Genomic DNA, 25,604 nt, shown 5'->3' with positions numbered 1-25,604 from the left:
TTAGTTAGTTTTTGTGATTGATTTCTGAAATTTGCTGTTTTCTAAAAAATATTATCTTTGGAAACAATCGATTTCAAGAAATGGAAACCTCAAAATATACGCCTAAAAATAAAGTAAGAATCGTTACCGCTGCATCGTTGTTCGATGGTCACGACGCGGCCATCAATATCATGCGTCGTGTGATCCAAGGAACGGGATGTGAAGTCATTCACCTTGGTCACGACAAATCGGCAGAGGAAGTTGTGAACACAGCCATTCAGGAAGATGCCAACGCGATTGCCTTAACATCTTATCAAGGTGGTCATAACGAATATTTTAAATATATCTACGATCTTCTAAGAGAGAAAAACTCGCCACAAATCAAAATTTTCGGCGGCGGCGGCGGTGTAATCCTGCCGGAAGAAATCAAAGATTTGATGGATTACGGCATCGACCGCATTTATTCTCCCGATGACGGCCGTGAGTTGGGTTTGCAGGGAATGATCGATGATTTGGTAAAAAGATCTGATTTTGCAACAGGAAAAGAGGTTAACCCAGATGATCTAGACGACATCAGCTTTGAAAACCCAACAAGTATTGCTAAAGTCATCTCAGCGGTTGAAAACTTCTCAGAAGAAAAACCTGAATTGGTAAAAGCGATTGACGAAAAATCAAAAGGTTTAAATATCCCCATCATCGGTATCACGGGAACGGGCGGAGCAGGAAAATCTTCCTTAACGGACGAATTGGTAAGACGTTTTTTACGTTCAAATCCAGATAAAAAAATTGCTATCATTTCAATTGACCCTTCAAAAAAGAAAACCGGAGGCGCACTTTTGGGCGACAGAATCCGTATGAATGCAATTAATGACCCGAGGGTTTATATGCGTTCGATGGCGACGAGAGAGAACAACGTTTCGGTTTCTCCTTTCATTCATTCCGCTTTGAATGTTTTGAAATTGGCGCATCCTGATGTAATTATTTTGGAAACTTCAGGGATTGGACAATCCGGTTCGGAAGTTTCGGATTTTGCCGATGTTTCCATGTATGTAATGACACCTGAATATGGCGCTTCCACACAATTGGAAAAAATCGATATGCTAGATTATGCAGATTTGGTGGCTTTAAATAAATCAGATAAACGTGGCGCTTTGGATGCACTTCAAGCCGTTAGAAAACAGTTTCAGAGAAACCATTTATTGTGGGAACAACCATTGGACGAAATGCCGGTTTATGCCACAAAAGCATCCCAATTCAACGACCACGGAACAACGGAACTGTATAATAGATTGGTTTCTAAAATCAACGATAAATTTACTGATTTAAATCTAAAAGGATTTGTAGAGCATGAAATCACAGATGAAGTAACGATTATCCCCCCAAAAAGAGTTCGGTACCTTTCTGAAATTGTTGAAAATAACAGAATATATGATGAAAACATCGAGAAACAGGCTGAACTGGCGAGAAAAATGTATCATATTGACGGCGTTAAAAACATCATTTCCAATGAAACTTTAGATGCTGAATATCAAAAAGCCGAAAAAGAACTTCAACAAGAAAACATTGACTTCCTAAAAACCTGGGATGATACAAAAAAAGATTTCCACGAAGAGTTTTATTCATACTTTGTAAGAGGAACAGAAATTAAAGTGGAGACTTCAACAGAATCTTTATCCCATCTAAGAATTCCAAAAATAGCATTCCCAAAGTACAATGATTGGGGAGATTTGATCAAATGGAAAGGTCAGGAAAATCTGCCGGGAGGATTTCCTTTTACAGCCGGAATTTACCCTTTCAAAAGAACCGGAGAAGACCCAACGAGAATGTTCGCCGGAGAAGGAGGTCCCGAAAGAACCAACAGAAGATTTCACTATGTTTCTGCTGAAATGCCTGCGAAACGTTTATCAACAGCTTTCGATTCAGTAACACTCTACGGGCAAGATCCTGCTATACCACCGGATATTTACGGTAAGATCGGAAATGCAGGAGTTTCAATCGCCACTTTGGATGATGCTAAAAAACTATATTCTGGATTTGACTTGGTCAATGCATTAACTTCTGTTTCAATGACGATCAACGGCCCTGCGCCGATGCTGTTGGCTTTCTTTATGAATGCGGCCATCGATCAGAATGTGGAAAAATACATTGCTGAGAATAAGCTTGAGTCTAAGGTTGAGGAAGTTTTAAAAGCGAAATTCGACGATAAAGGCTTGGCTAGACCAAAATATAACGGAGAATTGCCCCCTTCCAACAATGGTTTAGGCTTAAAATTATTAGGGATTACAGGTGATGAAGTGATTCCTGCCGATGTTTATGCTGAAATTAAAGCTAAAACCATCGCGACTGTTCGTGGAACTGTTCAGGCTGATATCTTAAAAGAGGACCAGGCTCAGAATACCTGTATTTTCTCCACTGAATTTGCTTTGAGATTAATGGGTGACGTTCAGGAATACTTCATCAAAGAAAAAGTAAGAAACTTCTACTCGGTTTCCATTTCCGGGTATCACATTGCGGAAGCGGGCGCCAATCCGGTTTCACAGTTGGCATTTACGTTGGCAAACGGTTTCACGTATGTGGAATATTATTTGTCAAGAGGAATGGACATCAATGATTTTGCACCCAACTTATCGTTCTTCTTCTCCAACGGAATCGACCCTGAATATTCAGTAATCGGGCGTGTGGCAAGAAGAATTTGGGCTAAAGCGATGAAACTGAAATACGGCGCCGACGAAAGAAGCCAGATGTTGAAATATCATATTCAAACTTCGGGACGATCACTTCACGCTCAGGAAATTGATTTCAACGATATTAGAACAACGTTACAAGCACTTTACGCAATCTATGACAACTGTAACTCATTGCATACCAATGCTTATGACGAAGCGATTACCACTCCGACTGAGCAATCCGTGAGAAGAGCAATGGCGATTCAGTTGATTATCAATAAAGAATTAGGATTGGCGAAAAACGAAAATCCGCTTCAAGGTTCCTTCATTATTGAAGAATTGACGGATTTGGTGGAAGAAGCCGTTTATGCAGAATTCGACAGAATTACGGAAAGAGGTGGCGTTTTGGGTGCTATGGAAACGATGTACCAACGTTCAAAAATCCAGGAAGAATCGATGCATTATGAATGGCTGAAACATACCGGCGAATACCCAATCATCGGAGTCAATACTTTTCTCGGAAAAGACGGCTCACCAACGGTGCTTCCGGGAGAAGTCATCCGTTCTACGGAAGAAGAAAAGCAGCAACAAATTCATAATTTGGAAAATTTTCATAAAGCCAATGAAGCAAAATCTGAAGATGCTATAAAAAATCTTCAACATGCTGCTATCAATCAGCAAAACTTATTTGAAGTGATGATGGATGCCGTGAAATATTGTTCGCTTGGTCAGATTACCAATGCTCTGTTTGAAGTGGGCGGAAAATATAGAAGAAATATGTAGTTTATAGCCAATCAATAAATTATTCGCCGTTAATGCTAATTATAAATTAAAACCTCAAGGAATTTTCTTTGAGGTTTTTTACTTAATTTTATAAAAAATGTCCAGAATGAAAAAATTATACCTATTAATTCCATTGATATGTCTAGGCGCTTGCAAAGCGAATCCTGCTGAGCAGTATCCTAAAAGTGATCTTGACAAAAATACAGAAACCTCGAAGAATACAATTGAAGAGAACCGAAACAAAACAGAAATTAATAACCTTAACCATTACGGAAAGCCTGAAGCCAAATAATATTCGGTTTTCTAATGATGGTTTTATCTTAAAATTTCAGTCAGTGAATATCCTATGAAAGACGTCAAAATAGAATTCCGAAAACCGATCTATGCGGTTTCCACAGATCTTCAGAAATATCTGGAGGAAAATAATCGCGTAACGGGATTTCGTTTTCATTATGACGATCTTCTACGATTTTCCGGTTACACTATGGTGGAAGATAAGGATGGAAAAGCCAGTTTGTGGCTCAGCGTTTATTACTCAGAACATGAACACAGGGAGATAGAGGCCAGCCTCAATAAAATCTACACATTACTGCATTCGGATGGTGATCAGGATGTTTTACCCTTTCTAACTGTTGATTCTATCCACTACTGTACATTTGGGAATTCAAAACCCTTTAGAATACGAGTTCGTAATATCCTCAACGATAATTACACCAATTTCTACATCAAAAAAGCCGATGCCTCCAGACTCTATGGATTGGAGATGGAAGATATTATCTCATTCAACAGAATTAATTATCTCATTCATGAGGACACATTGATAGAAGAGCATATCCTAGGGATTCCGGGTGATATTTTTATTGCGGATCATTTACCCAAATGTACAGAAAGAGAAAAAGCCCAGATTGCCAAAGAGTTTGTAAAATTTAATGAACGTTGTATGCTGGGGCTACTGGGTGATATGCGGTCGTACAATTATGTTGTTATACCTGTTCACGATTTTGATCAGGTGGTTTACAGGATAAGGCCAATCGACTTTGACCAGCAATCTTATGAAGGTAATCTAAAGATTTACCTTCCGCAATATTTTAAAGAGAATCAAAAAATGGTGGAATTGGTAACAGAAAAACTGAAACCCAGTTCTGTGGAGCAATACAGGAAAGAGGTGCGTTCTTCAGTTTCGAAAAGAATCCTCAGCAGTCATCATCGTTTTCTTAATTTGATGAGTGCGATGCGATCTGAAGAATTATCAAGTCCTGAAAAAATCGATGAACTACGGACGGCACTACAGAAACTCACCTACAATTCGCAGTTCAAAAAATGCACAACGATGGGCGAAATTCTTGAAACCGGCCTTCAGTTTGTGGTGCGTAATTATCAGCACACTAATATTAGGAGATAATCTAATCACAAAATTAGAGCTGATGTACCCATCACAATGAGTGTTAATTTTAATTAATTTTTATTGCCCCTTAAAAAAAGTTGTTAACTTTACTCCTATGCAAAAGCCAAATCTTTCTCAAAACTTTAAATGAACTATTTTGGCATAAGTTTTAATAACTATAAAACACAATAAAATAATTTTTTATACTATGAAAAAATCACTCAAAATTGCTGCTCTAGCGCTAATGGTGTCTATGACAGCGGTATCATGTAAAAAGAAAGTATCGGATGCAGAACTTACTTCACAAGCAACAACAGCAATTACAGCGTATCCAGGAACCTCGGTTGAGGTGAAAGAAGGGCAAGCTCACCTTAGTGGTGTTTTTTCTACCGAAGCTGATAAACAGGCTGCTATTGATGCGTTAAAAAAAGTACAAGGTATCAAAGATGTTCATGATATGGCGACTGTAGCACCAGCTGCCGCACCTGTGACAGTTAATAAAGTAGATGCAACAATACTGCAAAAAGTTAATACTGCGGTAAAAGATATCCCTGGTGTGAAAGCAGAAGATGTTAACGGAACTCTTACTCTAACAGGATCTACAACATCTGCTAATGCAAGAAAGGTTAAGGAATCTGTTGATGCCCTTAAAATTGGAAAATACGATAACAAAATCACAGTAAAATAATCAGTAATGAGTTTACAAGACAAATATTCAAGTGTAATTGCTGCAGCGCAGTCAGCAGGATTATCAGACTTATCAGTTCAGGAGCAAGATGGTGTTTTATATATTACCGGTAAGGCAGGAAACAGTAGTTCTAAAGACAGCGTTTGGAATGCTTTGGGAGCAATAGACCCTTCTTACACGGCGACAGATATCAATATAGATGTTCAGGTTTCTGGACTTTCTGCAGGTACCTCTTTAACAGTGGCTACAGATGAAACCAATCTTAATATCAGAAAAGATCCTTCTACAGATGCTGCTGTTGTTGGTAAAGCTGCAAAAGGAGAAGTGGTGACATTGGTAGAACAGTCATCCGACGACTGGTGGAAAATTAAAACCAAAGACGGTGAAGAAGGCTATGCCTATTCAAGGTATTTAAAAGCCTAACTTATTAAAATAAAAAACCTGCAGTTTGCAGGTTTTTTTTATGTATTAAGAACTTCGTTCATAATAATCGATTCGATATTGTTGGGGTAATCAACCTTTAAATGGGATTGCGAATTAATCCAATCCCTTATCTTAACAGGATCCAGCTTATCTGCGTTAGCCACACCCAACTTATCCAATGCAAAAGCATTGCACTCCTGCTCGTACTGGTTTTCTATTGGAATAACGAACAATTTTTTGTGCATAAAAAGGGCTTCAGCAGGTGTCTCAAACCCAGCATTACAAAGGATGCCTTCGCAAGATTCAAAAAAGTCCAGATACTTTTTTTCATCTATGGGAAATATTTCAACGTTGCCAAATTTCTGGTGATGTTTGGCATATTTAGAAAAGACTTTCCACTCTACATCTATCCGCGTAAGAAAGTTAGTAATCACTTCATCAGAAAAACTGGGAAGATAAACAACATAATGCCCTTTATTATGAGGTTCCAGATTTCTGATCTTTCTTCGGATAACGGGTTTCTTTATTTGTGCATTGTAATTTTCAAAATGAAAACCTATTTTCCTTTCGCACGGTACATAATATTTCAAAACCATATTGCCAAACCAATCTTTTTTAACAGGTTTGGGTGTTTCCTTAAAGGTTAACGAAGCCTGATGACTAAGTTCTATAATGGGATAATTCTTCATTTTGGCAGCCCAACCCGTCAAAGGCTCAAAGTCATTAATTATAAGATCGTAGGCCGAAAGATCAAGATCGCGCACCACTTTTGCAGCCTTACAAAAGCTGTTTTGTAAGAGTGTTCTTTTATAAGAAAGACCACCCACCTTATTATAAAGAAGTGAGACACCTCGAAATCTGAAATCGATATCGAAATCTGATTTTAGCTGCGTCTGGTGCCCGCTAATCAATGTATCTACCAAAGCATGTTTCTTGAGAATAGGAATAATCTCTTGAGCTCTTGCGAGATGTCCATTTCCTGTCCCCTGGAAGGCATATAATATTTTCATTGATTAAATATATTTTGGTTTGGTATTTTATTTTTAAAAATAATTGTCTTAAACAATCTGTGTTACAAGTTTTAGAAGTTCGGCACTATCAATTCCTTTGAGATCTTCTACTTCTTGATCGTCAAGCAAAAGATGCTTGTGATCATCATATATAAAGAGATTCCAGGAGCCATTGTCATACTCCAGCGCAGAGAGGTTCTCTACCCAATCGCCAGAATTAAGGTACATACATGTCCCTTTTTTGCTACTAACTTCTCTAATCTGAGGCTGATGTATATGTCCGCAAATCACAAAATCAAAATGCTTCTCAATAGCTAGTTCCGACGCTGTTAATTCAAAATCACCGATATATTTTACCGCTTTTTTTACATTATTCTTGATCTTTTTGGAGAACGAATATTTTTCCTGTCCCGCCTTTTCCAAAGCCCAATTTACCAAGTTGTTAAAAGCAATTAAAAGGTCATAACCCTTACCCCCCAATTTAGCAATCCATTTGGAATGCTGCACAGATGCATCAAAAACATCACCATGGAAAATCCAAGCTTTCTTTGCTCCTAACTGCAATACATGTTTGTTGCACAATTTCAGTTTCCCTAGTTCAAAATCTGTAAAGTTTCTAAATGCCTCATCATGATTACCCGTAATGTAGAAAACATCGGTTCCCTTTGTGGCGAATGAAATCAGTTTTTTAACCACTTTAAGATGAGACTTTGGGAAGTAAGACTTTTTAAACTGCCATATATCTATAATATCCCCATTCAAAATCAATGTTCCCGGCCGTACCGAATTGAGGTACCGCAAAAGTTCCTTTGCCTTGCATCCATAAGTCCCCAGGTGCACATCCGAAATAATAACAATTTCGACATCCCTTTTCATAAACGGTTAGAATTTATTTCAAAGTGGTAGCGTACTAGATATGGCAATTTCATTGATAATCATATTTATACAAAGAACGAGTTCTAATTTAAACTGTACGTGAATGATACTTTATGTTTATGATGCTGAAAAGAATCCTTTTGCTATTGTTTATTAATATTAATTTAAAAAATCGACCATAATTCTTTCAAAAATATTAGTTTTGTTCAATTACAATTTTTACGAGGCTCCTTATTTCCTATTCAAGTGATAAATGGTAAAAGATAGCCTGAAGAACATCTAGAAAAATTTTTATGAAAGGTCAAAACAAACTGTTTCTCGCCATTATCATTGCCTTGGTTTTGGGCGTTATCTTGGGTGGCACCGTACATACTGCTTACCCGGATTCTGCAGACGGATTCTCGAAAAATGTAAAATTACTGGGAACAGTTTTTATACGGCTTATCCAGATGATTATTGCTCCGCTGGTTTTTTCCACGCTGGTTGTTGGTATTGCAAAAATGGGCGATATCAAAATGGTTGGCCGTGTTGGAACAAAAGCAATGTTGTGGTTTATCACCGCTTCTTTAGCATCGCTTATGATTGGTTTGGCATTGGTCAACTGGCTGGAGCCTGGCCACGTAACACAACTGCCGATTCAGGATGCCTCCTCTGCATCAGAAATTGTAAGCAGCAGTAAAGGATTTACAATGGAAGATTTTGTAAAACACGTGATTCCAAAGAGTTTGTTTGAAGCATTTGCTACCAACGAAGTATTACAGATAGTAGTCTTTTCCGTCATGTTTGGGATTGCATTATCGGCCATGGGTGAGGATTATGTGAAACCGGTGATCAAAGGCCTTGATATTATCTCACATGCCATCCTAAAGATGGTAGGTTATATCATGTGGGTGGCACCACTAGGGGTTTTCGGTGCTATTGCGGCAGTAGTTGCAACCAATGGTTTTGAAATCTTTAAAGTCTATGCGATCTACCTAAGAGATTTCTTTTTCGCATTGGCTATACTTTGGATTGTACTTCTTTTGGTTGGATACCTCATATTGGGCAAGCGACTTTTTGAATTACTAAGGAGAATTAAAGAGCCGTTGCTGATTGCCTTTTCAACCACAAGTTCCGAAGCGGTTTTTCCTAAACTGGTGGAAGAATTGGAAAGATTTGGTTGCAACAGTAGGATTGTTTCGTTTATTTTACCTCTAGGATACTCTTTTAATCTGGATGGCAGCATGATGTACATGACATTTGCCTCCATATTCATTGCGCAGATTTATGGCATCGATATGCCTTTGGGTCAGCAGATTATTATGCTCCTAGTCCTGATGCTCACAAGTAAAGGGATTGCAGGGGTGCCTAGGGCAAGTCTCGTCATCATCGTCGCGGCCTGTGGCATGTTTGATATCCCAGTTGAGGGAATTGCGTTAATTTTACCAATCGACCATTTCTGCGACATGGGAAGAAGTATGACGAATGTATTAGGCAATGCATTGGCAACTTCTGCCGTGAGTAAGTGGGAGGGACAGCTTGAAGATTAATTTAAAGATTAAAAAATCATGTTTTTGACCACTTTAAGTATTATTTTTAACTGCCAAAAATCATCCATATAGACAAAATCGCAAATTGTATTAATTCCAATTTAATTTTAAAATCCGTAAATTTGTAATCATTTAAGAATAATAAATTTATGCTGACGAAATCGAAAGTTCAGGATTTTCTGAAAGAGATAGAAGTTGATGATCTTGTGAATAATTTTCAGGTAATGGGTGATGATGTCTACATTGATATGACTGCGCATTCCCCTGCCATGCACGAGAAGAAAAAGCTTGAAGTGGCTATGAAACAGGCCTTCGCTTCAGAATTTGGGGAAAATATCAACCTCAAATTGAAAATCGTTTCCCCTGAATTACCAGCAACACCTCCTACCAATGAGATTAAAGGGAAACAGATTCCCGGTATTCAGAATATTATTGCCATCGCTTCTGGAAAAGGCGGAGTTGGTAAATCTACAGTGGCTGCTAATCTTGCTGTTACCTTGGCTAAAATGGGATTCAAAGTTGGGTTGTTGGATGCAGACATCTATGGCCCATCTGTGCCAACCATGTTGGATACCGAAGGTCAAAAGCCAATCTCCGTAGAAGTCAACGGCAGAAACCTGATGAAACCAATAGAAAATTATGGCGTCAAAATGCTGTCTATTGGTTATTTTTCTGGTGCAAATCAGGCTGTGGTTTGGAGAGGCCCAATGGCTTCTAAAGCACTGAATCAAATGATCCGCGATGCAGACTGGGGAGAACTTGATTTCCTTTTGATAGATCTTCCTCCTGGAACAGGTGACATTCATCTTTCCATCATTCAGGAAGTTCCTGTGACAGGTGCTGTCATTGTAAGTACGCCACAACATGTTGCATTGGCAGATGTAAGAAAAGGTATTGCAATGTTTAATATGGAGAGTATTAATATTCCGGTTTTAGGACTGATTGAAAATATGGCTTATTTCACACCAGAAGAGTTACCAGAGAATAAATATTATATCTTTGGAAAGCAGGGTGCTCAATTTATGGCCGAAGATTTGGGTATTCCTGTTTTAGGTGAGATCCCATTGGTACAGAGTATCCGTGAAGCTGGTGATGTAGGAAGGCCTGCAGCCTTGCAAGAGAATTCAAAAATTGCTGAAGTCTATACCAAAACAGCACAAAATATGATAGAGAGTCTTGTGGAGAGAAATACCAATTTGCCACCTACAGAAGCTGTTAAAATTACAACTATGGCAGGTTGCTCACCTAAGAAAAAATAATATTATGAACGACACAAACCTAATCAAAACTGGACTTACAGGCAAGGTTTTGGAAGCCTTAGAAAGTATTCGTCCTTTTTTAAACAAAGATGGCGGTGATATAGAGCTGGTAGACATCCAGGAAAAAACTGTAACTGTACGATTGTTGGGACATTGCTCAAGTTGTAATATAAGCACATCGACAATGAAATTGGGTGTGGAAAACACCATTAAGCAGTTTGCTCCAGAGATAGAAACCGTTATTAATGTTGAATAGATAGCGACATTAAGAGGTGAGTTAATTTATAAACCGGAAGATGAATATCTCCCGGTTTTTTATGTTTAATTAAATCTAACTTATCTACATATTATCTAATATAAATAACTTTGTCATCTTTAAGTTATAACGCCTTTATGTGATATTACAATCATTAATTATATGAAACCATCCAACTACTAATTTAAAACTAAATCAAACCAAAAAAGCCATCTCTAATGAGATGGCTTTTTCTATTTCAAAAACTTAAGAATATTATTCTTCAGTTTTTTCTTCTTTAGCAGTATCAGCAGCCGGAGCTTCTTCAACTTTAGCTTCAGGAGCTTCTACAACAGCAGCAGCTTCTTTTTTAGGAGCAGCAGTAGATCTTCTGCTTCTTCTGGTCGTTTTTTTCTCAGCTTCGTTTGGATTGTAGATATCGTTGAAATCTACCAATTCGATTAAAGCTGTATCAGCAGCATCACCAGGTCTGAAACCAGTCTTGATGATTCTTGTGTAACCACCGTTTCTTTCAGCAATTTTAGGAGCTACAGTTCTGAACAATTCTGTAACAGCTTCTTTACTTTGTAAGTAAGAGAAAACTATTCTTCTATTGTGCGTTGTATCTTCTTTAGCTTTAGTAAGGATTGGTTCCACGTAAACTCTTAAAGCTTTCGCTTTAGCAACAGTAGTGTTGATTCTTTTATGTTCAATTAGGGAACAAGCCATATTAGAAAGCATAGCTTTTCTGTGTGGAGCTGTTCTACCTAAGTGATTTATTTTCTTTCCGTGTCTCATTTTAAGGATTATTTATCAGCGTCTAACTTATATTTTGCAACATCAAACCCGAAATTTAGTCCCTTTGAATGAACCAATTCTTCAAGTTCTGTTAAAGATTTTTTACCAAAATTTCTGAATTTCATCAAATCAGACTTACTGAAAGAAACCAATTCCCCAAGAGTCTCTACTTCCGCAGCTTTCAAACAGTTAAGGGCTCTTACAGAAAGATCCATATCTGCTAGTTTTGACTTAAGTAGTTGTCTTGTGTGAAGTGTTTCTTCATCATACTGGATAGATGCTTTTACAGCTTCTGTTTCAAGAGTAATTCTTTCATCAGAGAAAAGCATGAAGTGATAGATCAAGATCTTAGAAGCTTCGGTTAAAGCGTTCTGAGGTGTGATAGATCCGTCAGTTTCGATATCCAATACCAATTTTTCGTAGTCTGTTTTTTGCTCTACACGGTAATTTTCTATACTGTACTGCACTTTCTTAATCGGTGTAAAGATAGAGTCGATCGCAATAGTCCCAACAGGAGCATTGTTAGATTTGTTCTGATCAGACGGAACATATCCTCTTCCTTTCTCGATATTGAAGGTAATTTCAAAAGTAACATCTTTAGCCAAAGTAGCGATTAGCAACTCAGGGTTAAGAACCTCAAAGTTAGCCATCGAAGCTCCTAAATCTCCAGCTGTAACTACTTCTTTCCCGGTTACTTTTGCAGTTACCTGCTCGTTACCCGGATTTTCAGTTTTAGCTTTTAGACGTAATTGTTTAAGATTAAGAATGATCTCTGTAACATCTTCGATCACTCCCGGTATAGTTGAAAATTCGTGCTCTACGCCTTCTATTTTGATAGATGAAATAGCATATCCTTCCAGAGAAGAGAGTAAAACTCTTCTCAATGCATTACCGATTGTAAGCCCGAAACCTGGTTCCAAAGGTCTGAATTCGAATTGTCCTTTAAAATCAGTTGAGTTTAACAGGATTACTTTATCGGGTTTTATAAATGTTAAAATTGCCATAGTCTGGTTGAGCAAAAATTTGAAAAAATTATTATTTAGAGTATAATTCGACGATTAACTGTTCCTTGATATCTTCAGGGATCTGAATTCTCTCAGGTGCACTTGTAAAAGTACCAGTTTTTTTCTCGTCATTGAATTGTAACCACTCATAATTTGCTTTAGAAGCCAAAGCATCAGAGATTACTTCAAGAGATTTTGATTTCTCTCTTACAGTGATCTCGTCACCAGCTTTTAACAAATAAGAAGGGATGTTTACCAGCTCTCCGTTCACAGTGATGTGTCTGTGAGAAACCAATTGTCTTGCAGCAGCTCTGGTTTTAGCAAAACCTAATCTGTACACTACGTTATCCAATCTCGATTCGCAAAGTTGAAGTAGTACTTCACCGGTTACACCTTTGCTTCTGTGAGCCTTGCTAAAAAGGTTAGCAAATTGTTTCTCAAGAATACCATATGTGTATTTAGCTTTTTGCTTTTCAGCAAGCTGTACAGCGTATTCTGATTTTTTTGCACCTCTTCTTTTGTTAGGACCGTGTTGTCCTGGTGGTTGATTTTTTCTTTTTTCGAAGTTTTTATCGTCTCCGTAAATTGCCTGACCAAATTTTCTAGCAATTTTTGTTTTAGGTCCAATATATCTTGCCATTGTTTTAGATTTGAGATTAAAAGATTATACTCTTCTTCTTTTAGGTGGTCTACAACCATTGTGTGGCATAGGTGTCACGTCAACGATTTCACTTACTTCGATACCTGAGTTATGAAGGGTTCTGATAGCAGATTCTCTACCTGCACCAGGGCCTTTCACATATACCTTAACTCTTCTAAGACCGGCTTCGAAAGCAACCTGAGAACAGTTCTCAGCTGCCATCTGAGCAGCGAAAGGCGTGTTTTTCTTAGAACCTCTGAAACCCATTTTACCGGCAGATGCCCAAGAGATAACCTCTCCGTTTTTATTTGTTAAAGAAATGATGATGTTATTGAAAGAAGCCTGAATATGCGCTTCACCAATAGCCTCAACCTTTACTTTTCTTTTTTTAACAACTTTAGTTTGTTTTGCCATAATTAATTCTACAGATTATTTACTTGCCTTTTTCTTGTTAGCAACAGTTTTTCTCTTTCCTTTACGGGTTCTAGAATTGTTTTTAGTTCTTTGGCCTCTTAAAGGTAATCCCAGTCTGTGACGTATTCCTCGTTGGCATCCTATGTCCATCAATCGCTTGATGTTCAATTGCACTTCAGATCTCAACTCACCTTCTACTTTTACATTTTCGGTGATGTAGTTTCTGATTGCAGCCAATTCATCGTCATTCCATTCGTTGACTTTCTTGTCTTCGCTGATTCCAGCGTTTTTCAAAATTTCTGAAGCTGTGCTCTTACCGATACCGTAGATATAAGTAAGTCCAATAACGCCTCTTTTGTTCTTTGGTAAATCAATACCTGAAATTCTCGCCATAATTTAATCGGTTCTTAACCTTGTCTTTGTTTAAATTTAGGGTTCTTCTTGTTAATTACGAAAAGTACACCTTTTCTGCGTACAATTTTGCAATCAGCACTTCTTTTTTTGATAGATGCTCTAACCTTCATTTTGTTATTTTTAATATCTAAAAGTTATTCTCCCTTTAGTCAAGTCATAAGGAGAGAGTTCGAGTCTTACCTTGTCTCCAGGTAAGAGTTTTATATAATGCATTCTCATTTTACCAGAAATATGGGCAATTAACATGTGCCCATTTTCTAGTTCTACACGAAACTGCGCATTGGAAAGTGCTTCCGTAATAACGCCGTCTTGTTCTATATGTTTCTGTTTTGCCATTTATTCTATTAAAGGTTTGATGATCTTGATAATTTAGATTGCATCAACCCATCATAATGATGGTTCAGCAGATAGGTGTTAATTTGCTGAACGGTATCTAGGATAACGCCAACCATAATTAACAGGGATGTTCCCCCGAAAAACAGGGCAAATCTATCTGTCTGAACAAACGCTCCGTGCACTATGGCCGGAAGGACTGCAAAGATAGATAAAAAAATTGCACCTGGCAAGGTTATTTTGGATAAAATATCATCCAGATAATCTGCCGTCTCTTTCCCGGGTCTTACCTTAGGGATCAATCCACCATTACGCTTTAGATCATCAGCCATCTGATTTACAGGAATGGTAATTGCCGTATAGAAAAATGAGAATATTATAATCAATAACGCAAACAGCACATTGTACTGCCAGCTAAACACATTTTTGAATCCTGCCAAAAATGTATTAGATTCGTCTACCTTGGTTAGCAAGCCTGGTACAAACATCAATGCCTGAGCAAAGATGATTGGCATTACACCAGCTGCATTCACCTTTAGCGGGATCCATTGTCTGGCTCCTTCCATTAGGTTTCTGCTCACACCGCCTCTTGCCTGTGCCCTACTCACATACTGAATTGGAATTTTCCTTACTGCAACAGAAAGTACAATTGCCAAAAGGATTACCAATAACCAAAATACCACCTCAATCAAAATCATGATGCTTCCAAGACCACCTTTACCATTCTGTGTAATAACTTCCTGGTAAAATGCTGTTGGAAGATCCGCAAGGATACCCACCATAATAAGGATGGAAATACCGTTACCAATCCCTTTATCGGTAATCTTCTCCCCAAGCCACATTGCAAATAAAGAACCTGCAACTAGGATCACAATACTTGGCAACCAGAACATGATAGACGCTGGATCTATATAATACGCTGACTGGAATTGTGAATAAGGTAAAAAGAACTGTGTCACCGATGTAAGATAAGAGGGTGCCTGTACAAGACAAACCCCAATGGTAAGCCATCTGGTAATCTGGTTCAAGGTATTTCGTCCACTTTCTCCGTCCTTTTGCAATTTCTGAAGATATGGTATTGCCATACCCATCAGCTGTACAATAATAGATGCGGAGATATACGGCATAATACCTAATGCCATAATAGAAGCACGGCTAAATGCCCCTCCGGTGAATGATGATAATAAACCCAAAAGGCCGGCACCTTGTTGGTTCCCGCCTTGTTTTTGGTAATGTTGTAGTAAGTTCCCTACTTCTGCCATGTTAATAGCCGGAAGAGAAACATACGAAGCGAATCTATACACAAGGACCAGAGAAAGTGTAAGGATAATCTTATCTCTCAGCTCTTTCAGGCTCCAAATGTTTTTGAGTGTTTGTATAAATTCTTTCATTAGTACTAATTAAAGAGTAATTGCTTTACCTCCAGCTTTGTTGATTGCCTCTTCCGCAGATTTGGTAAATTTATCAGCAGAGATAGAAACACCAGATTTCAAATCACCTCTACCAAGGATTTTCACCAATTCGTTTTTAGATGCAAGACCGTTTTCTACCAAAACTTCTCTAGTGATATCACCGGTAATGTTTTTGGTATCGATCAAAGTTTGGATAGTATCTAGATTGATAGCTCTAAACTCTTTTCTATTAATATTTTTGAAACCAAATTTAGGTAATCTTCTTTGCAAAGGCATCTGTCCACCTTCGAAACCGATTTTCTGAGAATAACCAGCTCTCGCTTTTTGACCTTTATGTCCTTTTGTAGAAGTACCACCGTATCCACTTCCCTGGCCTCTACCAATTCTTTTTGTACTGAATGTAGAACCAGCTGATGGTTGTAAATTATTTAAATTCATTGTTGTATTTAGATTATAGATTAAAAGATAAGAGATAAGAGACTATATGATAAGTCTCTTGCCTCTATGTCTATTGTCTTATTTCTGAACTTCTAATAAGTGGCTCACAGAAGCGATCATTCCTAAGATGGAAGGTGTAGCTTCGTGTTCTACAACTTGGTGAAGTTTTTTAAATCCTAAAGCTTCAAGCGTTCTTTTTTGGGTCTTAGATCTATTAATAGCGCTTCTTACTTGTTTTACTTTAATTGTTGCCATTATTATAATATTAACCGTTAAACACTTTACTTAGAGAAACTCCTCTCATTCTTGCAATCTCTTCTGGTCTTCTGATATCCAATAATGCGTTGAAAGTAGCTTTCACCACGTTATGCGGGTTAGAAGAACCTTTTGATTTTGACAATACATCGTGTACACCTGCAGACTCCAATACCGCACGTACCGCACCACCGGCGATAAGCCCTGTACCGTGAGACGCTGGTCTTAGGAAGATGTCTGCACCACCGTATCTTGCAGAAGTCTGGTGAGGGATAGTGTGGTTTACAACTGGTACTTTTACCAAGTTTTTCTTAGCATCTTCTACTGCTTTTGCAATAGCAGAAGCCACTTCCTTAGATTTACCAAGTCCGTAACCGATAACACCATCTTCGTTACCTACAACAACAATTGCAGAAAAACCGAATGCTCTACCACCTTTTGTTACTTTAGTTACTCTGTTAACAGCAACCAGACGATCTTTTAATTCTAATCCTCCAGGTTTAACTCTTTCTATATTACTATCTAACATAATTTCTGAATTTTAAAATTAGAATTTAAGACCTGCTTCTCTAGCACCGTCAGCAAGAGCTTTCACTCTACCGTGGTATACAAAACCATTTCTATCAAACACAACATTCTCGATACCTGCTGCTTTAGCTTTAGCTGCGATAGCTTTACCTACAGCTGCAGATACTTCAGTTTTTGTACCTTTAGCATCTACGCCCTTCTCTCTAGAAGAAGCTGATACTAATGTTTTACCGTCTTTATCATCTACCAATTGAGCGTAGATCTCTTTATTACTTTTGAATACAGATAATCTTGGTAATTCTGCAGATCCTGAAATCTTACCTCTTACTCTTCTTTTGATTCTGATTCGTTTTTCAACTTTTGTTAATGCCATTTTCTTAAATTTTATGCAGATTTACCGGCTTTTCTTCTGATGTTTTCACCCACGAATCTCACACCTTTTCCTTTGTAAGGTTCAGGTTTTCTGAAAGATCTGATCTTTGCAGCCACCATTCCAAGAAGTTGTTTATCGTAAGAAGATAATGTAATGATTGGGTTTTTACCCTTTTCAGTCAAAGTATCTATTGTTACTTCTTTTGGAAGTTCTAATACGATACCGTGAGAAAACCCAAGTGCCAATTCTAATTTTTGACCACTGTGAGATGCTCTGTATCCTACCCCTACAAGCTCCAATTGCTTTGTAAAACCTGTAGATGTACCAACAATCATATTGTTGATAAGCGCTCTGTACAAACCGTGTAGCGCCTTATGTTCTTTTGAATCAGAAGGACGTGTAAACGTAAGTACACCATCTTCCTGCGTTAAGCTGATTCCTGAAGTAAGCTCCTGGGACAATTCTCCCTTAGGACCTTTTACTGTTACAACACCGTTGTTCTCGGTAATTGTAACACCAGCAGGAACTTCTATAATTGCTTTACCAATTCTTGACATTTTCCTTGTTTTAAAAAATTAATATACGTAGCAAATTACTTCACCTCCTACTTTCTCTTGTCTGGCTTTTTTATCAGTCATTACTCCTTTAGAAGTAGAGATGATCGCTACACCTAGTCCGTTAAGAACTCTTGGAAGCTCTTCAGAACCTTTGTACTGACGTAGACCTGGTCTTGATGCTCTCTGGATAGACTTGATAGCAGGTTTGTTGGTTTGCTTATCATACTTCAAAGCGATCTTGATAGCTCCTTGAACTGCATTATCCTCGAACTTGTAGTTCAAGATATAACCTTGGTCAAAAAGAATCTTAGTGATCTCTTTTTTGATTTTCGATGCAGGAATTTCCACCACTTTGTGGCCTGCGCTTTGTGCGTTCCTTACTCTTGTTAGGAAATCTGAAATTGGATCTGTTACCATTTCTTTGTTTTAAAATTATTGGTTAATGACAACCAGTATTGAAAAGACTTGAAGACAATAGACATCAGGCCTAACGCCTGACATCTATTTTTTATCTTTAGTATCTCAACAACTTAATTGCCTCGATTAGTTAATAATAATTACCAACTTGCTTTTTTAACGCCCGGGATAAGACCATTGTTTGCCATTTCACGGAAAGTTACTCTGGAAATACCGAATGTTCTCATATACCCTCTTGGTCTTCCTGTCAATTTACATCTGTTATGCAATCTTACAGGAGAGGCGTTTTTTGGAAGTTTTTGCAATGCTTCGTAATCTCCGGCTTCTTTAAGAGCCTTTCTTTTCTCAGCATATTTAGCAACTGTAGCTTCTCTTTTGCGCTCACGCGCTTTCATTGATTCTTTAGCCATTTCTTAGTTCTTTTTGAACGGTAAACCGAAGTGAGTTAATAAAGATTTTGCTTCTTTATCTGTGTTAGCAGACGTTACAAAAGTGATGTCCATCCCTTGGATTTTCTTCACTTTGTCGATAACGATCTCTGGGAAGATAATCTGCTCGGTAATACCCAAGTTATAGTTACCTCTACCATCGAACCCATCAGCCTTGATCCCAGAAAAATCTCTAATCCTTGGAAGTGCAGACGATGTTAATCTGTCTAAGAACTCATACATTTTATCAGCTCTAAGAGTTACTCTTGCTCCTACTGGCATCCCTTTTCTAAGTTTGAAGGCAGCCTCATCTTTTTTAGACAAAGTACCTACTGCTTTTTGTCCGGTGATAGCAGTTAGTTCTTCTACAGCATAGTCAACAATTTTCTTGTCAGCTGTAGCAGCACCCAAACCTTGTGATACAACGATTTTAAGTAACTTAGGTACTTGCATTACGCTTTTGTACCCAAACTCTTCCATCATTGCAGGAACAATTTTCTCTTTATATTGTTGTTTTGGTCTTACTATATATTCCATTGTAATTATAATTATAAAGTTTCACCGGTTGTTTTAGCAACTCTTACTTTTTTATCACCTTCTACTTTGTATCCAACTTTAGTCGCTTTACCGCTTTTGTCAGTCAATGATACGTTTGAAATATGTAGTGAAGCCTCTTTTTCTACGATACCACCTTGAGGGTTTTGTGCAGACGGCTTAGTATGTTTTTTAACGATATTAATACCAGCAACAATCACTCTAGGGTCTTTACCTTCTTTTCTGATTACCTCAAGAACTTCACCTTTACTACCTTTATTTTTTCCGGTAGTAACGATTACGTTGTCTCCTCTTTTGATTTTAACTTTTGTCATTTTTCTTAAAATTTTAAAATTAAAGTACTTCAGGAGCTAATGAAATAACCTTCATATATTCTTTGTCTCTCAACTCACGGGCAACCGGTCCGAAAACACGGGTTCCTCTCATTTCTCCGGCAGCGTTCAAAAGAACACAAGCGTTGTCTTCGAATTTGATGTAAGATCCATCTTTTCTACGAACAGCTTTTTTAGTTCTTACTACTACTGCTTTTGATACCTGTCCTTTTTTTGCGTTTCCTGATGGTGTAGAATCTTTGATCGTAACAACGATTTTATCACCAACTGAAGCATATCTTCTTCTGGTTCCTCCCAGAACTCTGATAACCAATACCTCCTTAGCACCTGTATTATCAGCAACTTTTAATCTTGATTCTGTTTGTAACATTATTACTTAGCTTTTTCAATGATTCTTACTAATCTCCATCTTTTGCTCTTGCTCAAAGGTCTTGTTTCAGTAATCAATACTGTATCGCCCTCTGTACATTCGTTGTTTTCATCGTGAGCGGTATATTTTTTCGTTTTCAAAACGAATTTACCGTACATTGGATGTTTCACTCTTGTAGTTTCACTAACAACAATAGTTTTTTCCATCTTATTGCTGGAAACTACTCCAATTCGTTCTTTTCTTAAATTTCTTTCCATTGTAAAAAGGAATTATTGTTTGTTAGTTAATTCTGTGTTAAGTCTTGCGATTGTTTTTCTCAAATCTCTGATCTGAATAGGATTTTCAACTGGGCTAATTTTATGAGCCAATTTTAGCTTAGCATAATTAGCTTTTGCACCTTCCAATTGAACTTTGATATCCTCTACGCTTAAATTCTTGATGTCAGCTTTTTTCATTATAATAGAGATTAAAGAGGTTTAACAAAATCGTTAGCAACGATGAATTTGGTAACTACAGGCAATTTTTGCGCTGCAAGTCTAAGAGCTTCTTTCGCAACATCGTAAGGTACTCCACCAACTTCGAACATAATTTTACCAGGTTTTACTACAGCTACCCAATATTCTACGGCACCTTTACCTTTACCCATCCTTACTTCGGCTGGTTTTTTGGTAATTGGCTTATCCGGGAATATTTTGATCCATAGTTGACCTTCTCTTTTCATATATCTTGTAGCAGCGATACGCGCCGCTTCAATCTGTCTTGCCGTGATCCAAGCTCCTTCTGTAGCCTTGATTCCGAAAGTTCCGTAAGCAAGTTGACTACCTCTGTGGGCAATCCCCTTCATTTTCATCTTATGAACTTTACGGAATTTGGTTCTTTTTGGTTGTAACATAATTTCTAAATTTTAGATTTTAGATTTTAGATTTTAGATTTTTTTATTTTAAAAAAGTAACGGTAATTTAAAATTAAATGTCTAGTCTAAAATTTTAGTTATTGTTGTTATTGTTTCTTCTTGGTTTTCTATCACCTCGCTCGCCTCTTTCTCCTCTGTCATTTCTGTCTCTACCGCCGGCTGGTCCTTTTTTCTGTTGTCCTACAAGAGGTGTAAGGTCTCTTTTACCATAAACTTCACCTTTCATAATCCAAACTTTTACACCTAGCTTACCATATTGAGTAAGAGCTTCACCGATGTGGTAATCGATATCTGCACGGAAAGTTGACAATGGGATTCTTCCTTCTTTGAAAGATTCTGATCTTGCCATCTCTGCACCGTTCAAACGTCCGGAGATCATTACTTTGATACCTTCTGCACCCATTCTCATAGTACTTGCCATAGCCATCTTAACGGCTCTTCTGTAAGAGATCCTGTTTTCGATTTGCTTAGCAATACTGTCTGCTACTAATACAGCATCTAGTTCTGGTCTTTTGATTTCGAAGATATTGATCTGGATATCTTTACCAGTCAATTTTTTAAGCTCTTCTTTCAATTTATCAACTTCTTGACCACCTTTACCAATGATAAGGCCTGGTCTTGCAGTTGTGATAGTTACAGTAACTAGTTTAAGAGTTCTTTCAATATATATTTTTGAAATACCACCTTTAGATAATCTTGCTTCAAGGTATCTTCTGATTTTGTAGTCTTCAGCGATTCTATCACCGTAGTTTTTACCCCCAAACCAGTTAGAATCCCATCCTCTGATGATACCTAATCTGTTACCAATTGGATTTGTCTTCTGTCCCATACCTTGATTAATTTTCTTTTGTACCTAAGATTAGTGTAATGTGGTTTGATCTTTTTCTGATTCTGTAACCTCTACCTTGTGGCGCAGGTCTTAGTCTCTTCAATTGTCTAGCACTGTCTACAAAGATTTCTTTCACGATAAGGTTAGCCTCCTCGATGTCAGCACCTTCGTTTTTTGCCTGCCAGTTTGCCATTGCAGAAAGCAATACTTTTTCTAACTTGTTAGAAGCATCTTTCTTAGAATATTTCAGGATATACAAAGCTTTGTCCACTTCTACACCTCTGATAATATCAGCAACTAATCTCATTTTTCTTGGAGAAGAAGGGCAATCGTTATGCAACGCTTTTGCCACATCTTGGTTTGCTATTTTACGTGCTAATGCACTTTCTCTTTTTCTTGATCCCATGATTATCTACCTCCTTTATTTTTGTTACCACCGTGACCTCTGAAAGATCTTGTCGGAGAAAATTCGCCTAACTTGTGACCAACCATGTTTTCTGTAACGTAAACCGGGATAAAAGATTTCCCGTTGTGTACAGCGATGGTTTGTCCTACGAAGTCTGGAGAAATCATAGATGCTCTAGACCAAGTTTTGATTACAGTCTTTTTATTAGACTCTATATTTGCCTGAACCTTTTTATCTAAAGTATGATGAATAAATGGTCCTTTTTTAAGTGATCTTGCCATAATTATTTACGTTTAGATATGATATGACGGTTAGACGCTTTGTTTTTCTTTCTAGTTTTGTAACCTTTAGCCGGCATACCGTTTCTAGATCTTGGGTGACCTCCAGAAGAACGTCCTTCACCACCACCCATTGGGTGATCTACAGGGTTCATTACAACCGCTCTTGTTCTTGGTCTTCTTCCTAACCATCTGCTTCTACCAGCTTTACCGGATACGGTTAACTGATGATCTGAGTTGGATACAGATCCAATCATTGCGAAACATTCTGTAAGGATCATTCTTGATTCTCCAGAAGGCAACTTGATGATGGCGTATTTACCATCTCTTGAAGTTAACTGAGCAGAAGAACCTGCACTTCTTGCCAAGATAGCACCTTGTCCAGGCTTCATCTCTACGCAAGAGATCACTGTACCCAATGGAATATTTTTCAATTTCATTGCGTTACCAATGTTTGGCTCTACGCTTTCGCCAGAAATGATTTTCTGGTCAACTTTGATCCCGTTTGGAGCGATGATATATCTCTTTTCTCCGTCTGCATACTCTACAAGAGCGATAAATGCAGTTCTGTTTGGGTCATATTCCACAGTTTTTACCGTAGCTTCAACATCATGTTTGTTTCTCTTGAAGTCGATAATCCTGTATTTCTTTTTGTGTCCACCGCCGGTGTAACGCATGGTCATTTTACCAGTTTGGTTACGTCCACCTGACTTACTAATACCAACTGTAAGAGATTTCTCTGGTTTGTTGGTAGTAATTTCCTCAAAGTTGTTTACAACTCTGAATCTCTGTCCCGGGGTGATAGGTTTTAATTTTCTAACAGACATTACTATTATGTTATAATTAATTAATTGGTTGCGAAAATATCAATAACTTCTCCAGCAGCTAAAGTTACAACTGCTTTTTTCAATTTATTGGTTTTCCCAACTTGAAGTCCTTTTTTTGTGTACTTAGAAGAAACTTTAGGCGCATAAATCATCGTTCTAACGTCCGCTACTTTTACACCATAAGCTGCCTCTATAGCACCTTTGATCTGGATCTTGTTTGCCTTAGGAGCAACCAAGAAAGAATAAGCACCTCTTAGATCTGTAAGATAGTTTGCTTTTTCTGAAATAATTGGTTTAATAATAAGTGACATGATTTATTTCTTTAAGTTGTCCTGAAATTTTTCTACTGCACCTTCCAAGAAGATAATCTCACCTGCATTGATCAAATCATAAGAAGAAATCTCGTTATAATTCAATACTCTTGTTTTAGGCAAGTTTCTTGAAGACAAATACACATTCTTGTTAGCTTCAGGAAGTACGAATAATGATTTTTTACCTGTAAGTGTCAAAGCATCCAACAATGTGATGAATTCTTTGGTCTTAGGCGCATCAAAATTCAAGTTTTCCAAAACTTTGATACTGTTATCTCTCAATTTTTGAGACAAAACAGATTTTTTAGCTAATCTCTTAAGCGCTTTGTTCAGTTTAAATCTGTAGTCTCTTGGTTTTGGACCAAAAACTCTACCTCCACCTTTGAAAGTTGGCGACTTGATATCACCATATCTCGCAGATCCTGAACCTTTTTGCTTTTTAAGCTTTCTTGTAGAAGCTGTAATTTCGCTTCTTTCTTTTGATTTATGCGTACCTTGTCTCTGAGCAGCAAGATATTGCTTAACCTCTAAGTAAACCGCGTGCTGATTTGGCTCTATTCCGAATACAGATTCGTCAAGAGTTACTTTTCTTCCGGTTTCCTTTCCTGATGTACTTAATACTACTAGTTCCATTTCTTGATAATTACATAAGAATTTTTAGCTCCCGGAACAGCACCTTTTACTACTAAAAGATTTTGTTCTTGATCCACTTTTAACACCTGAAGGTTTTGTACAGTTACCTGCTTACCTCCCATTCTACCTGCCATTCTCATCCCTTTGAAAACTCTTGAAGGGTCTGATCCAGCACCGATAGAACCTGGAGCTCTAAGCCTGTTGTGCTGACCATGAGTTGCCTGCATTACACCTCCAAAACCGTGTCTTTTAACAACACCCTGGAAGCCTTTACCTTTAGAAGTTCCTGTTACATCCACATACTCGCCTTCTGCAAACAGATCTACTTCAATCTTGTCTCCTGCTTTTACATCGCCTGCGAACTCATTTCTGAATTCTACGATCTTAGCTTTAGGAGTAGAACCAGCCTTTTTAAAATGACCAGCCAACGCTTTACCAACGTTCTTCTCACTCTTGTCATCGAAACCTAGTTGCACGGCTGTATATCCGTCAACCTCTTCGGTTCTGACCTGTAAAACCGCGCATGGACCAGCTTGAATAACTGTACAAGGAATGTTTTTCCCGTCTTCGTTAAACAAAGATGTCATACCGATTTTTTTACCAATAATACCTGACATTATTTATATATATCTATTATATTTTGTTTCAGCATTTTAGCGGTTTTCGTCATGTTCTATGTCTGAAATAGGCATACTCCTTCCCTAAAATGAGTGTGCAAATGTAAGAATATTTTTTATATTGGCAAATTATTAAAGGAAATTATTTGATTTTTCGTGAGTTACGTGAAAATTTGAAATATTACTAAAACTGATATTATCCCTCGGAAGTAGGATGACTTTTTCGTTTATGATTATTGATGGCGGCGTCTATAGAATGAGACTTATGGATGTCCATCTCTTTCTTGGTCAATTCTGACAGTTTTACGAAGTACTGATGCAGCTCATCCAGCTCTTTCTCGGTAAGATCTTCTATATCCACCATCCGATTACTCGCCTGGCGGCTGGCAGCAATTAGTTCGTTAAGTTTGAGCTGTATTGCTTTGCTGTCTTTATTTTGAGCCTTCTGGATCAAGAACACCATAAGAAATGTTATAATGGTGGTGCCGGTATTGATAATCAGCTGCCAAGTTTCCGAATAGTTAAAAATAGGCCCACTTACTCCCCAAACAACAACTACAACTACCGCAATAATAAAAGCATATGAACTGCCCGTAAAATTGGTAGCAGCATTGGCAAACCGTTCAAAAAAATTCTTGTTATTCATTCCCATAAATTTATTTAAATATACAACTAAAATAAGACAGCAAA

At 37.7% G+C, this 25,604-nt stretch carries 39 protein-coding genes; 8 read left to right on the top strand and 31 right to left on the bottom strand.

The features are described 5' to 3' along the window. Nucleotides 1-80 precede the first annotated feature (80 nt). From AC00Y6_RS13085 to AC00Y6_RS13065, 5 genes are all read left to right on the top strand, one after another. Nucleotides 81-3,428: a methylmalonyl-CoA mutase family protein gene (locus AC00Y6_RS13085; protein ID WP_474491053.1), complete on the top strand. Its 3,348-nt coding sequence runs from the start codon at nt 81-83 to the stop codon at nt 3,426-3,428. Nucleotides 3,429-3,534: 106 nt separating this feature from the next. Next, on the top strand, nt 3,535-3,720 hold the full coding sequence (locus AC00Y6_RS13080; RefSeq protein ID WP_474491052.1) for a hypothetical protein: 186 nt from the start codon (nt 3,535-3,537) through the stop codon (nt 3,718-3,720). A gap of 54 nt (nt 3,721-3,774) precedes the next feature. Beyond that, entirely contained in the window at nt 3,775-4,830 is a 1,056-nt protein-coding gene (locus AC00Y6_RS13075) for a hypothetical protein (protein ID WP_474491051.1), read from the top strand. Nucleotides 4,831-5,020: 190 nt separating this feature from the next. Next, on the top strand, nt 5,021-5,500 hold the full coding sequence (locus tag AC00Y6_RS13070; RefSeq protein ID WP_474491050.1) for a BON domain-containing protein: 480 nt from the start codon (nt 5,021-5,023) through the stop codon (nt 5,498-5,500). A 6-nt stretch (nt 5,501-5,506) separates the two neighbouring features. Further along, nucleotides 5,507-5,923 (top strand): SH3 domain-containing protein, encoded by a 417-nt coding sequence (locus tag AC00Y6_RS13065; RefSeq protein WP_474491049.1) that lies wholly within the window; start codon nt 5,507-5,509, stop codon nt 5,921-5,923. Nucleotides 5,924-5,961: 38 nt separating this feature from the next. On the opposite strand, the gene AC00Y6_RS13060 is transcribed toward AC00Y6_RS13065, so the two are convergent. Beyond that, complete coding sequence (locus AC00Y6_RS13060; RefSeq protein WP_474491048.1) at nt 5,962-6,933, bottom strand: glycosyltransferase family protein; 972 nt, start codon at nt 6,931-6,933, stop codon at nt 5,962-5,964. A gap of 48 nt (nt 6,934-6,981) precedes the next feature. Beyond that, nucleotides 6,982-7,809 (bottom strand): UDP-2,3-diacylglucosamine diphosphatase, encoded by an 828-nt coding sequence (locus tag AC00Y6_RS13055; protein ID WP_474491047.1) that lies wholly within the window; start codon nt 7,807-7,809, stop codon nt 6,982-6,984. A 293-nt stretch (nt 7,810-8,102) separates the two neighbouring features. On the opposite strand from AC00Y6_RS13055, the gene AC00Y6_RS13050 reads away from it, so the two are divergent. From AC00Y6_RS13050 to AC00Y6_RS13040, 3 genes are all read left to right on the top strand, one after another. Next, nucleotides 8,103-9,338: a dicarboxylate/amino acid:cation symporter gene (locus tag AC00Y6_RS13050; RefSeq protein WP_474491046.1), complete on the top strand. Its 1,236-nt coding sequence runs from the start codon at nt 8,103-8,105 to the stop codon at nt 9,336-9,338. Between the two features lie 149 nt (nt 9,339-9,487). Beyond that, nucleotides 9,488-10,597: an Mrp/NBP35 family ATP-binding protein gene (locus tag AC00Y6_RS13045; RefSeq protein ID WP_474491045.1), complete on the top strand. Its 1,110-nt coding sequence runs from the start codon at nt 9,488-9,490 to the stop codon at nt 10,595-10,597. 4 nt (nt 10,598-10,601) lie between these two features. Further along, nucleotides 10,602-10,853: a NifU family protein gene (locus AC00Y6_RS13040; protein ID WP_474491044.1), complete on the top strand. Its 252-nt coding sequence runs from the start codon at nt 10,602-10,604 to the stop codon at nt 10,851-10,853. Nucleotides 10,854-11,108: 255 nt separating this feature from the next. Here AC00Y6_RS13040 and rplQ read toward each other — a convergent pair whose 3' ends face one another. From rplQ to AC00Y6_RS12895, 29 genes are all read right to left on the bottom strand, one after another. Continuing rightward, nucleotides 11,109-11,630 (bottom strand): 50S ribosomal protein L17, encoded by a 522-nt coding sequence (rplQ, locus tag AC00Y6_RS13035; protein ID WP_474491043.1) that lies wholly within the window; start codon nt 11,628-11,630, stop codon nt 11,109-11,111. Between the two features lie 8 nt (nt 11,631-11,638). After that, nucleotides 11,639-12,634, bottom strand: a complete 996-nt coding sequence (locus tag AC00Y6_RS13030) for a DNA-directed RNA polymerase subunit alpha (RefSeq protein WP_474491042.1) — start codon at nt 12,632-12,634, stop codon at nt 11,639-11,641. Nucleotides 12,635-12,665: 31 nt separating this feature from the next. After that, entirely contained in the window at nt 12,666-13,274 is a 609-nt protein-coding gene (rpsD, locus tag AC00Y6_RS13025) for a 30S ribosomal protein S4 (protein WP_474491041.1), read from the bottom strand. Nucleotides 13,275-13,298: 24 nt separating this feature from the next. After that, nucleotides 13,299-13,688 carry a 30S ribosomal protein S11 gene (gene rpsK / locus AC00Y6_RS13020; RefSeq protein ID WP_076782285.1) on the bottom strand — a complete coding sequence of 130 codons (390 nt, stop codon included), beginning with the start codon at nt 13,686-13,688 and terminating at the stop codon, nt 13,299-13,301. Nucleotides 13,689-13,703: 15 nt separating this feature from the next. Continuing rightward, nucleotides 13,704-14,081 carry a 30S ribosomal protein S13 gene (rpsM, locus tag AC00Y6_RS13015; protein ID WP_076782286.1) on the bottom strand — a complete coding sequence of 126 codons (378 nt, stop codon included), beginning with the start codon at nt 14,079-14,081 and terminating at the stop codon, nt 13,704-13,706. Between the two features lie 14 nt (nt 14,082-14,095). Next, nucleotides 14,096-14,212, bottom strand: a complete 117-nt coding sequence (gene rpmJ / locus AC00Y6_RS13010) for a 50S ribosomal protein L36 (RefSeq protein ID WP_007839480.1) — start codon at nt 14,210-14,212, stop codon at nt 14,096-14,098. A gap of 10 nt (nt 14,213-14,222) precedes the next feature. Continuing rightward, entirely contained in the window at nt 14,223-14,438 is a 216-nt protein-coding gene (gene infA / locus AC00Y6_RS13005) for a translation initiation factor IF-1 (RefSeq protein ID WP_076782287.1), read from the bottom strand. An 8-nt stretch (nt 14,439-14,446) separates the two neighbouring features. Continuing rightward, nucleotides 14,447-15,826 carry a preprotein translocase subunit SecY gene (gene secY, locus AC00Y6_RS13000; protein WP_474491040.1) on the bottom strand — a complete coding sequence of 460 codons (1,380 nt, stop codon included), beginning with the start codon at nt 15,824-15,826 and terminating at the stop codon, nt 14,447-14,449. Between the two features lie 9 nt (nt 15,827-15,835). Further along, nucleotides 15,836-16,285 (bottom strand): 50S ribosomal protein L15, encoded by a 450-nt coding sequence (rplO, locus tag AC00Y6_RS12995; RefSeq protein ID WP_474491039.1) that lies wholly within the window; start codon nt 16,283-16,285, stop codon nt 15,836-15,838. 78 nt (nt 16,286-16,363) lie between these two features. Beyond that, a complete protein-coding gene (gene rpmD, locus AC00Y6_RS12990) occupies nt 16,364-16,540 on the bottom strand; it encodes a 50S ribosomal protein L30 (RefSeq protein ID WP_076782289.1) in 177 nt (58 codons plus the stop codon). A 10-nt stretch (nt 16,541-16,550) separates the two neighbouring features. Further along, the gene (gene rpsE, locus AC00Y6_RS12985; RefSeq protein WP_474491038.1) at nt 16,551-17,069 is read right to left on the bottom strand and encodes a 30S ribosomal protein S5; all 519 of its coding nucleotides are present in this window, start codon (nt 17,067-17,069) and stop codon (nt 16,551-16,553) included. Between the two features lie 18 nt (nt 17,070-17,087). Beyond that, entirely contained in the window at nt 17,088-17,441 is a 354-nt protein-coding gene (gene rplR, locus AC00Y6_RS12980) for a 50S ribosomal protein L18 (protein WP_474491037.1), read from the bottom strand. 11 nt (nt 17,442-17,452) lie between these two features. Then, nucleotides 17,453-17,998: a 50S ribosomal protein L6 gene (gene rplF / locus AC00Y6_RS12975; protein WP_474491036.1), complete on the bottom strand. Its 546-nt coding sequence runs from the start codon at nt 17,996-17,998 to the stop codon at nt 17,453-17,455. An 18-nt stretch (nt 17,999-18,016) separates the two neighbouring features. After that, entirely contained in the window at nt 18,017-18,415 is a 399-nt protein-coding gene (gene rpsH / locus AC00Y6_RS12970; protein WP_027383307.1) for a 30S ribosomal protein S8, read from the bottom strand. 140 nt (nt 18,416-18,555) lie between these two features. Further along, entirely contained in the window at nt 18,556-18,825 is a 270-nt protein-coding gene (gene rpsN, locus AC00Y6_RS12965) for a 30S ribosomal protein S14 (RefSeq protein WP_027383308.1), read from the bottom strand. 3 nt (nt 18,826-18,828) lie between these two features. Beyond that, on the bottom strand, nt 18,829-19,380 hold the full coding sequence (gene rplE, locus AC00Y6_RS12960) for a 50S ribosomal protein L5 (RefSeq protein ID WP_474491035.1): 552 nt from the start codon (nt 19,378-19,380) through the stop codon (nt 18,829-18,831). Between the two features lie 11 nt (nt 19,381-19,391). Next, nucleotides 19,392-19,712, bottom strand: coding sequence for a 50S ribosomal protein L24 (gene rplX / locus AC00Y6_RS12955; protein ID WP_474491034.1), 321 nt, complete (start codon nt 19,710-19,712; stop codon nt 19,392-19,394). Nucleotides 19,713-19,731: 19 nt separating this feature from the next. Beyond that, the gene (gene rplN / locus AC00Y6_RS12950) at nt 19,732-20,100 is read right to left on the bottom strand and encodes a 50S ribosomal protein L14 (RefSeq protein ID WP_027383311.1); all 369 of its coding nucleotides are present in this window, start codon (nt 20,098-20,100) and stop codon (nt 19,732-19,734) included. 2 nt (nt 20,101-20,102) lie between these two features. Next, complete coding sequence (rpsQ, locus tag AC00Y6_RS12945; protein WP_474491033.1) at nt 20,103-20,357, bottom strand: 30S ribosomal protein S17; 255 nt, start codon at nt 20,355-20,357, stop codon at nt 20,103-20,105. Nucleotides 20,358-20,369: 12 nt separating this feature from the next. After that, entirely contained in the window at nt 20,370-20,555 is a 186-nt protein-coding gene (rpmC, locus tag AC00Y6_RS12940; RefSeq protein WP_076782296.1) for a 50S ribosomal protein L29, read from the bottom strand. 11 nt (nt 20,556-20,566) lie between these two features. Continuing rightward, on the bottom strand, nt 20,567-20,992 hold the full coding sequence (gene rplP / locus AC00Y6_RS12935) for a 50S ribosomal protein L16 (protein ID WP_474491032.1): 426 nt from the start codon (nt 20,990-20,992) through the stop codon (nt 20,567-20,569). Nucleotides 20,993-21,086: 94 nt separating this feature from the next. Further along, nucleotides 21,087-21,842: a 30S ribosomal protein S3 gene (gene rpsC / locus AC00Y6_RS12930; protein WP_474491031.1), complete on the bottom strand. Its 756-nt coding sequence runs from the start codon at nt 21,840-21,842 to the stop codon at nt 21,087-21,089. 7 nt (nt 21,843-21,849) lie between these two features. Next, complete coding sequence (gene rplV / locus AC00Y6_RS12925; RefSeq protein ID WP_474491030.1) at nt 21,850-22,248, bottom strand: 50S ribosomal protein L22; 399 nt, start codon at nt 22,246-22,248, stop codon at nt 21,850-21,852. Between the two features lie 2 nt (nt 22,249-22,250). After that, nucleotides 22,251-22,529, bottom strand: coding sequence for a 30S ribosomal protein S19 (rpsS, locus tag AC00Y6_RS12920; RefSeq protein WP_028122169.1), 279 nt, complete (start codon nt 22,527-22,529; stop codon nt 22,251-22,253). Between the two features lie 2 nt (nt 22,530-22,531). Then, nucleotides 22,532-23,353: a 50S ribosomal protein L2 gene (gene rplB / locus AC00Y6_RS12915; protein WP_474491029.1), complete on the bottom strand. Its 822-nt coding sequence runs from the start codon at nt 23,351-23,353 to the stop codon at nt 22,532-22,534. Between the two features lie 20 nt (nt 23,354-23,373). Next, nucleotides 23,374-23,664 carry a 50S ribosomal protein L23 gene (rplW, locus tag AC00Y6_RS12910; RefSeq protein ID WP_072997618.1) on the bottom strand — a complete coding sequence of 97 codons (291 nt, stop codon included), beginning with the start codon at nt 23,662-23,664 and terminating at the stop codon, nt 23,374-23,376. Nucleotides 23,665-23,667: 3 nt separating this feature from the next. Continuing rightward, complete coding sequence (gene rplD / locus AC00Y6_RS12905) at nt 23,668-24,297, bottom strand: 50S ribosomal protein L4 (RefSeq protein ID WP_474491028.1); 630 nt, start codon at nt 24,295-24,297, stop codon at nt 23,668-23,670. Further along, nucleotides 24,288-24,914 (bottom strand): 50S ribosomal protein L3, encoded by a 627-nt coding sequence (gene rplC / locus AC00Y6_RS12900; protein ID WP_474491027.1) that lies wholly within the window; start codon nt 24,912-24,914, stop codon nt 24,288-24,290. The genes rplD and rplC overlap by 10 nt, the downstream gene beginning before the upstream one ends. A 196-nt stretch (nt 24,915-25,110) precedes the next feature. After that, nucleotides 25,111-25,560: a low affinity iron permease family protein gene (locus AC00Y6_RS12895; protein ID WP_474491026.1), complete on the bottom strand. Its 450-nt coding sequence runs from the start codon at nt 25,558-25,560 to the stop codon at nt 25,111-25,113. Nucleotides 25,561-25,604 lie beyond the last annotated feature (44 nt).

It is taken from the genome of Epilithonimonas sp., assembly GCF_056329745.1.
The sequence above is the reverse complement of the archived record's forward strand: the minus strand, read 5'-3'. Positions and strand labels throughout refer to the sequence as shown.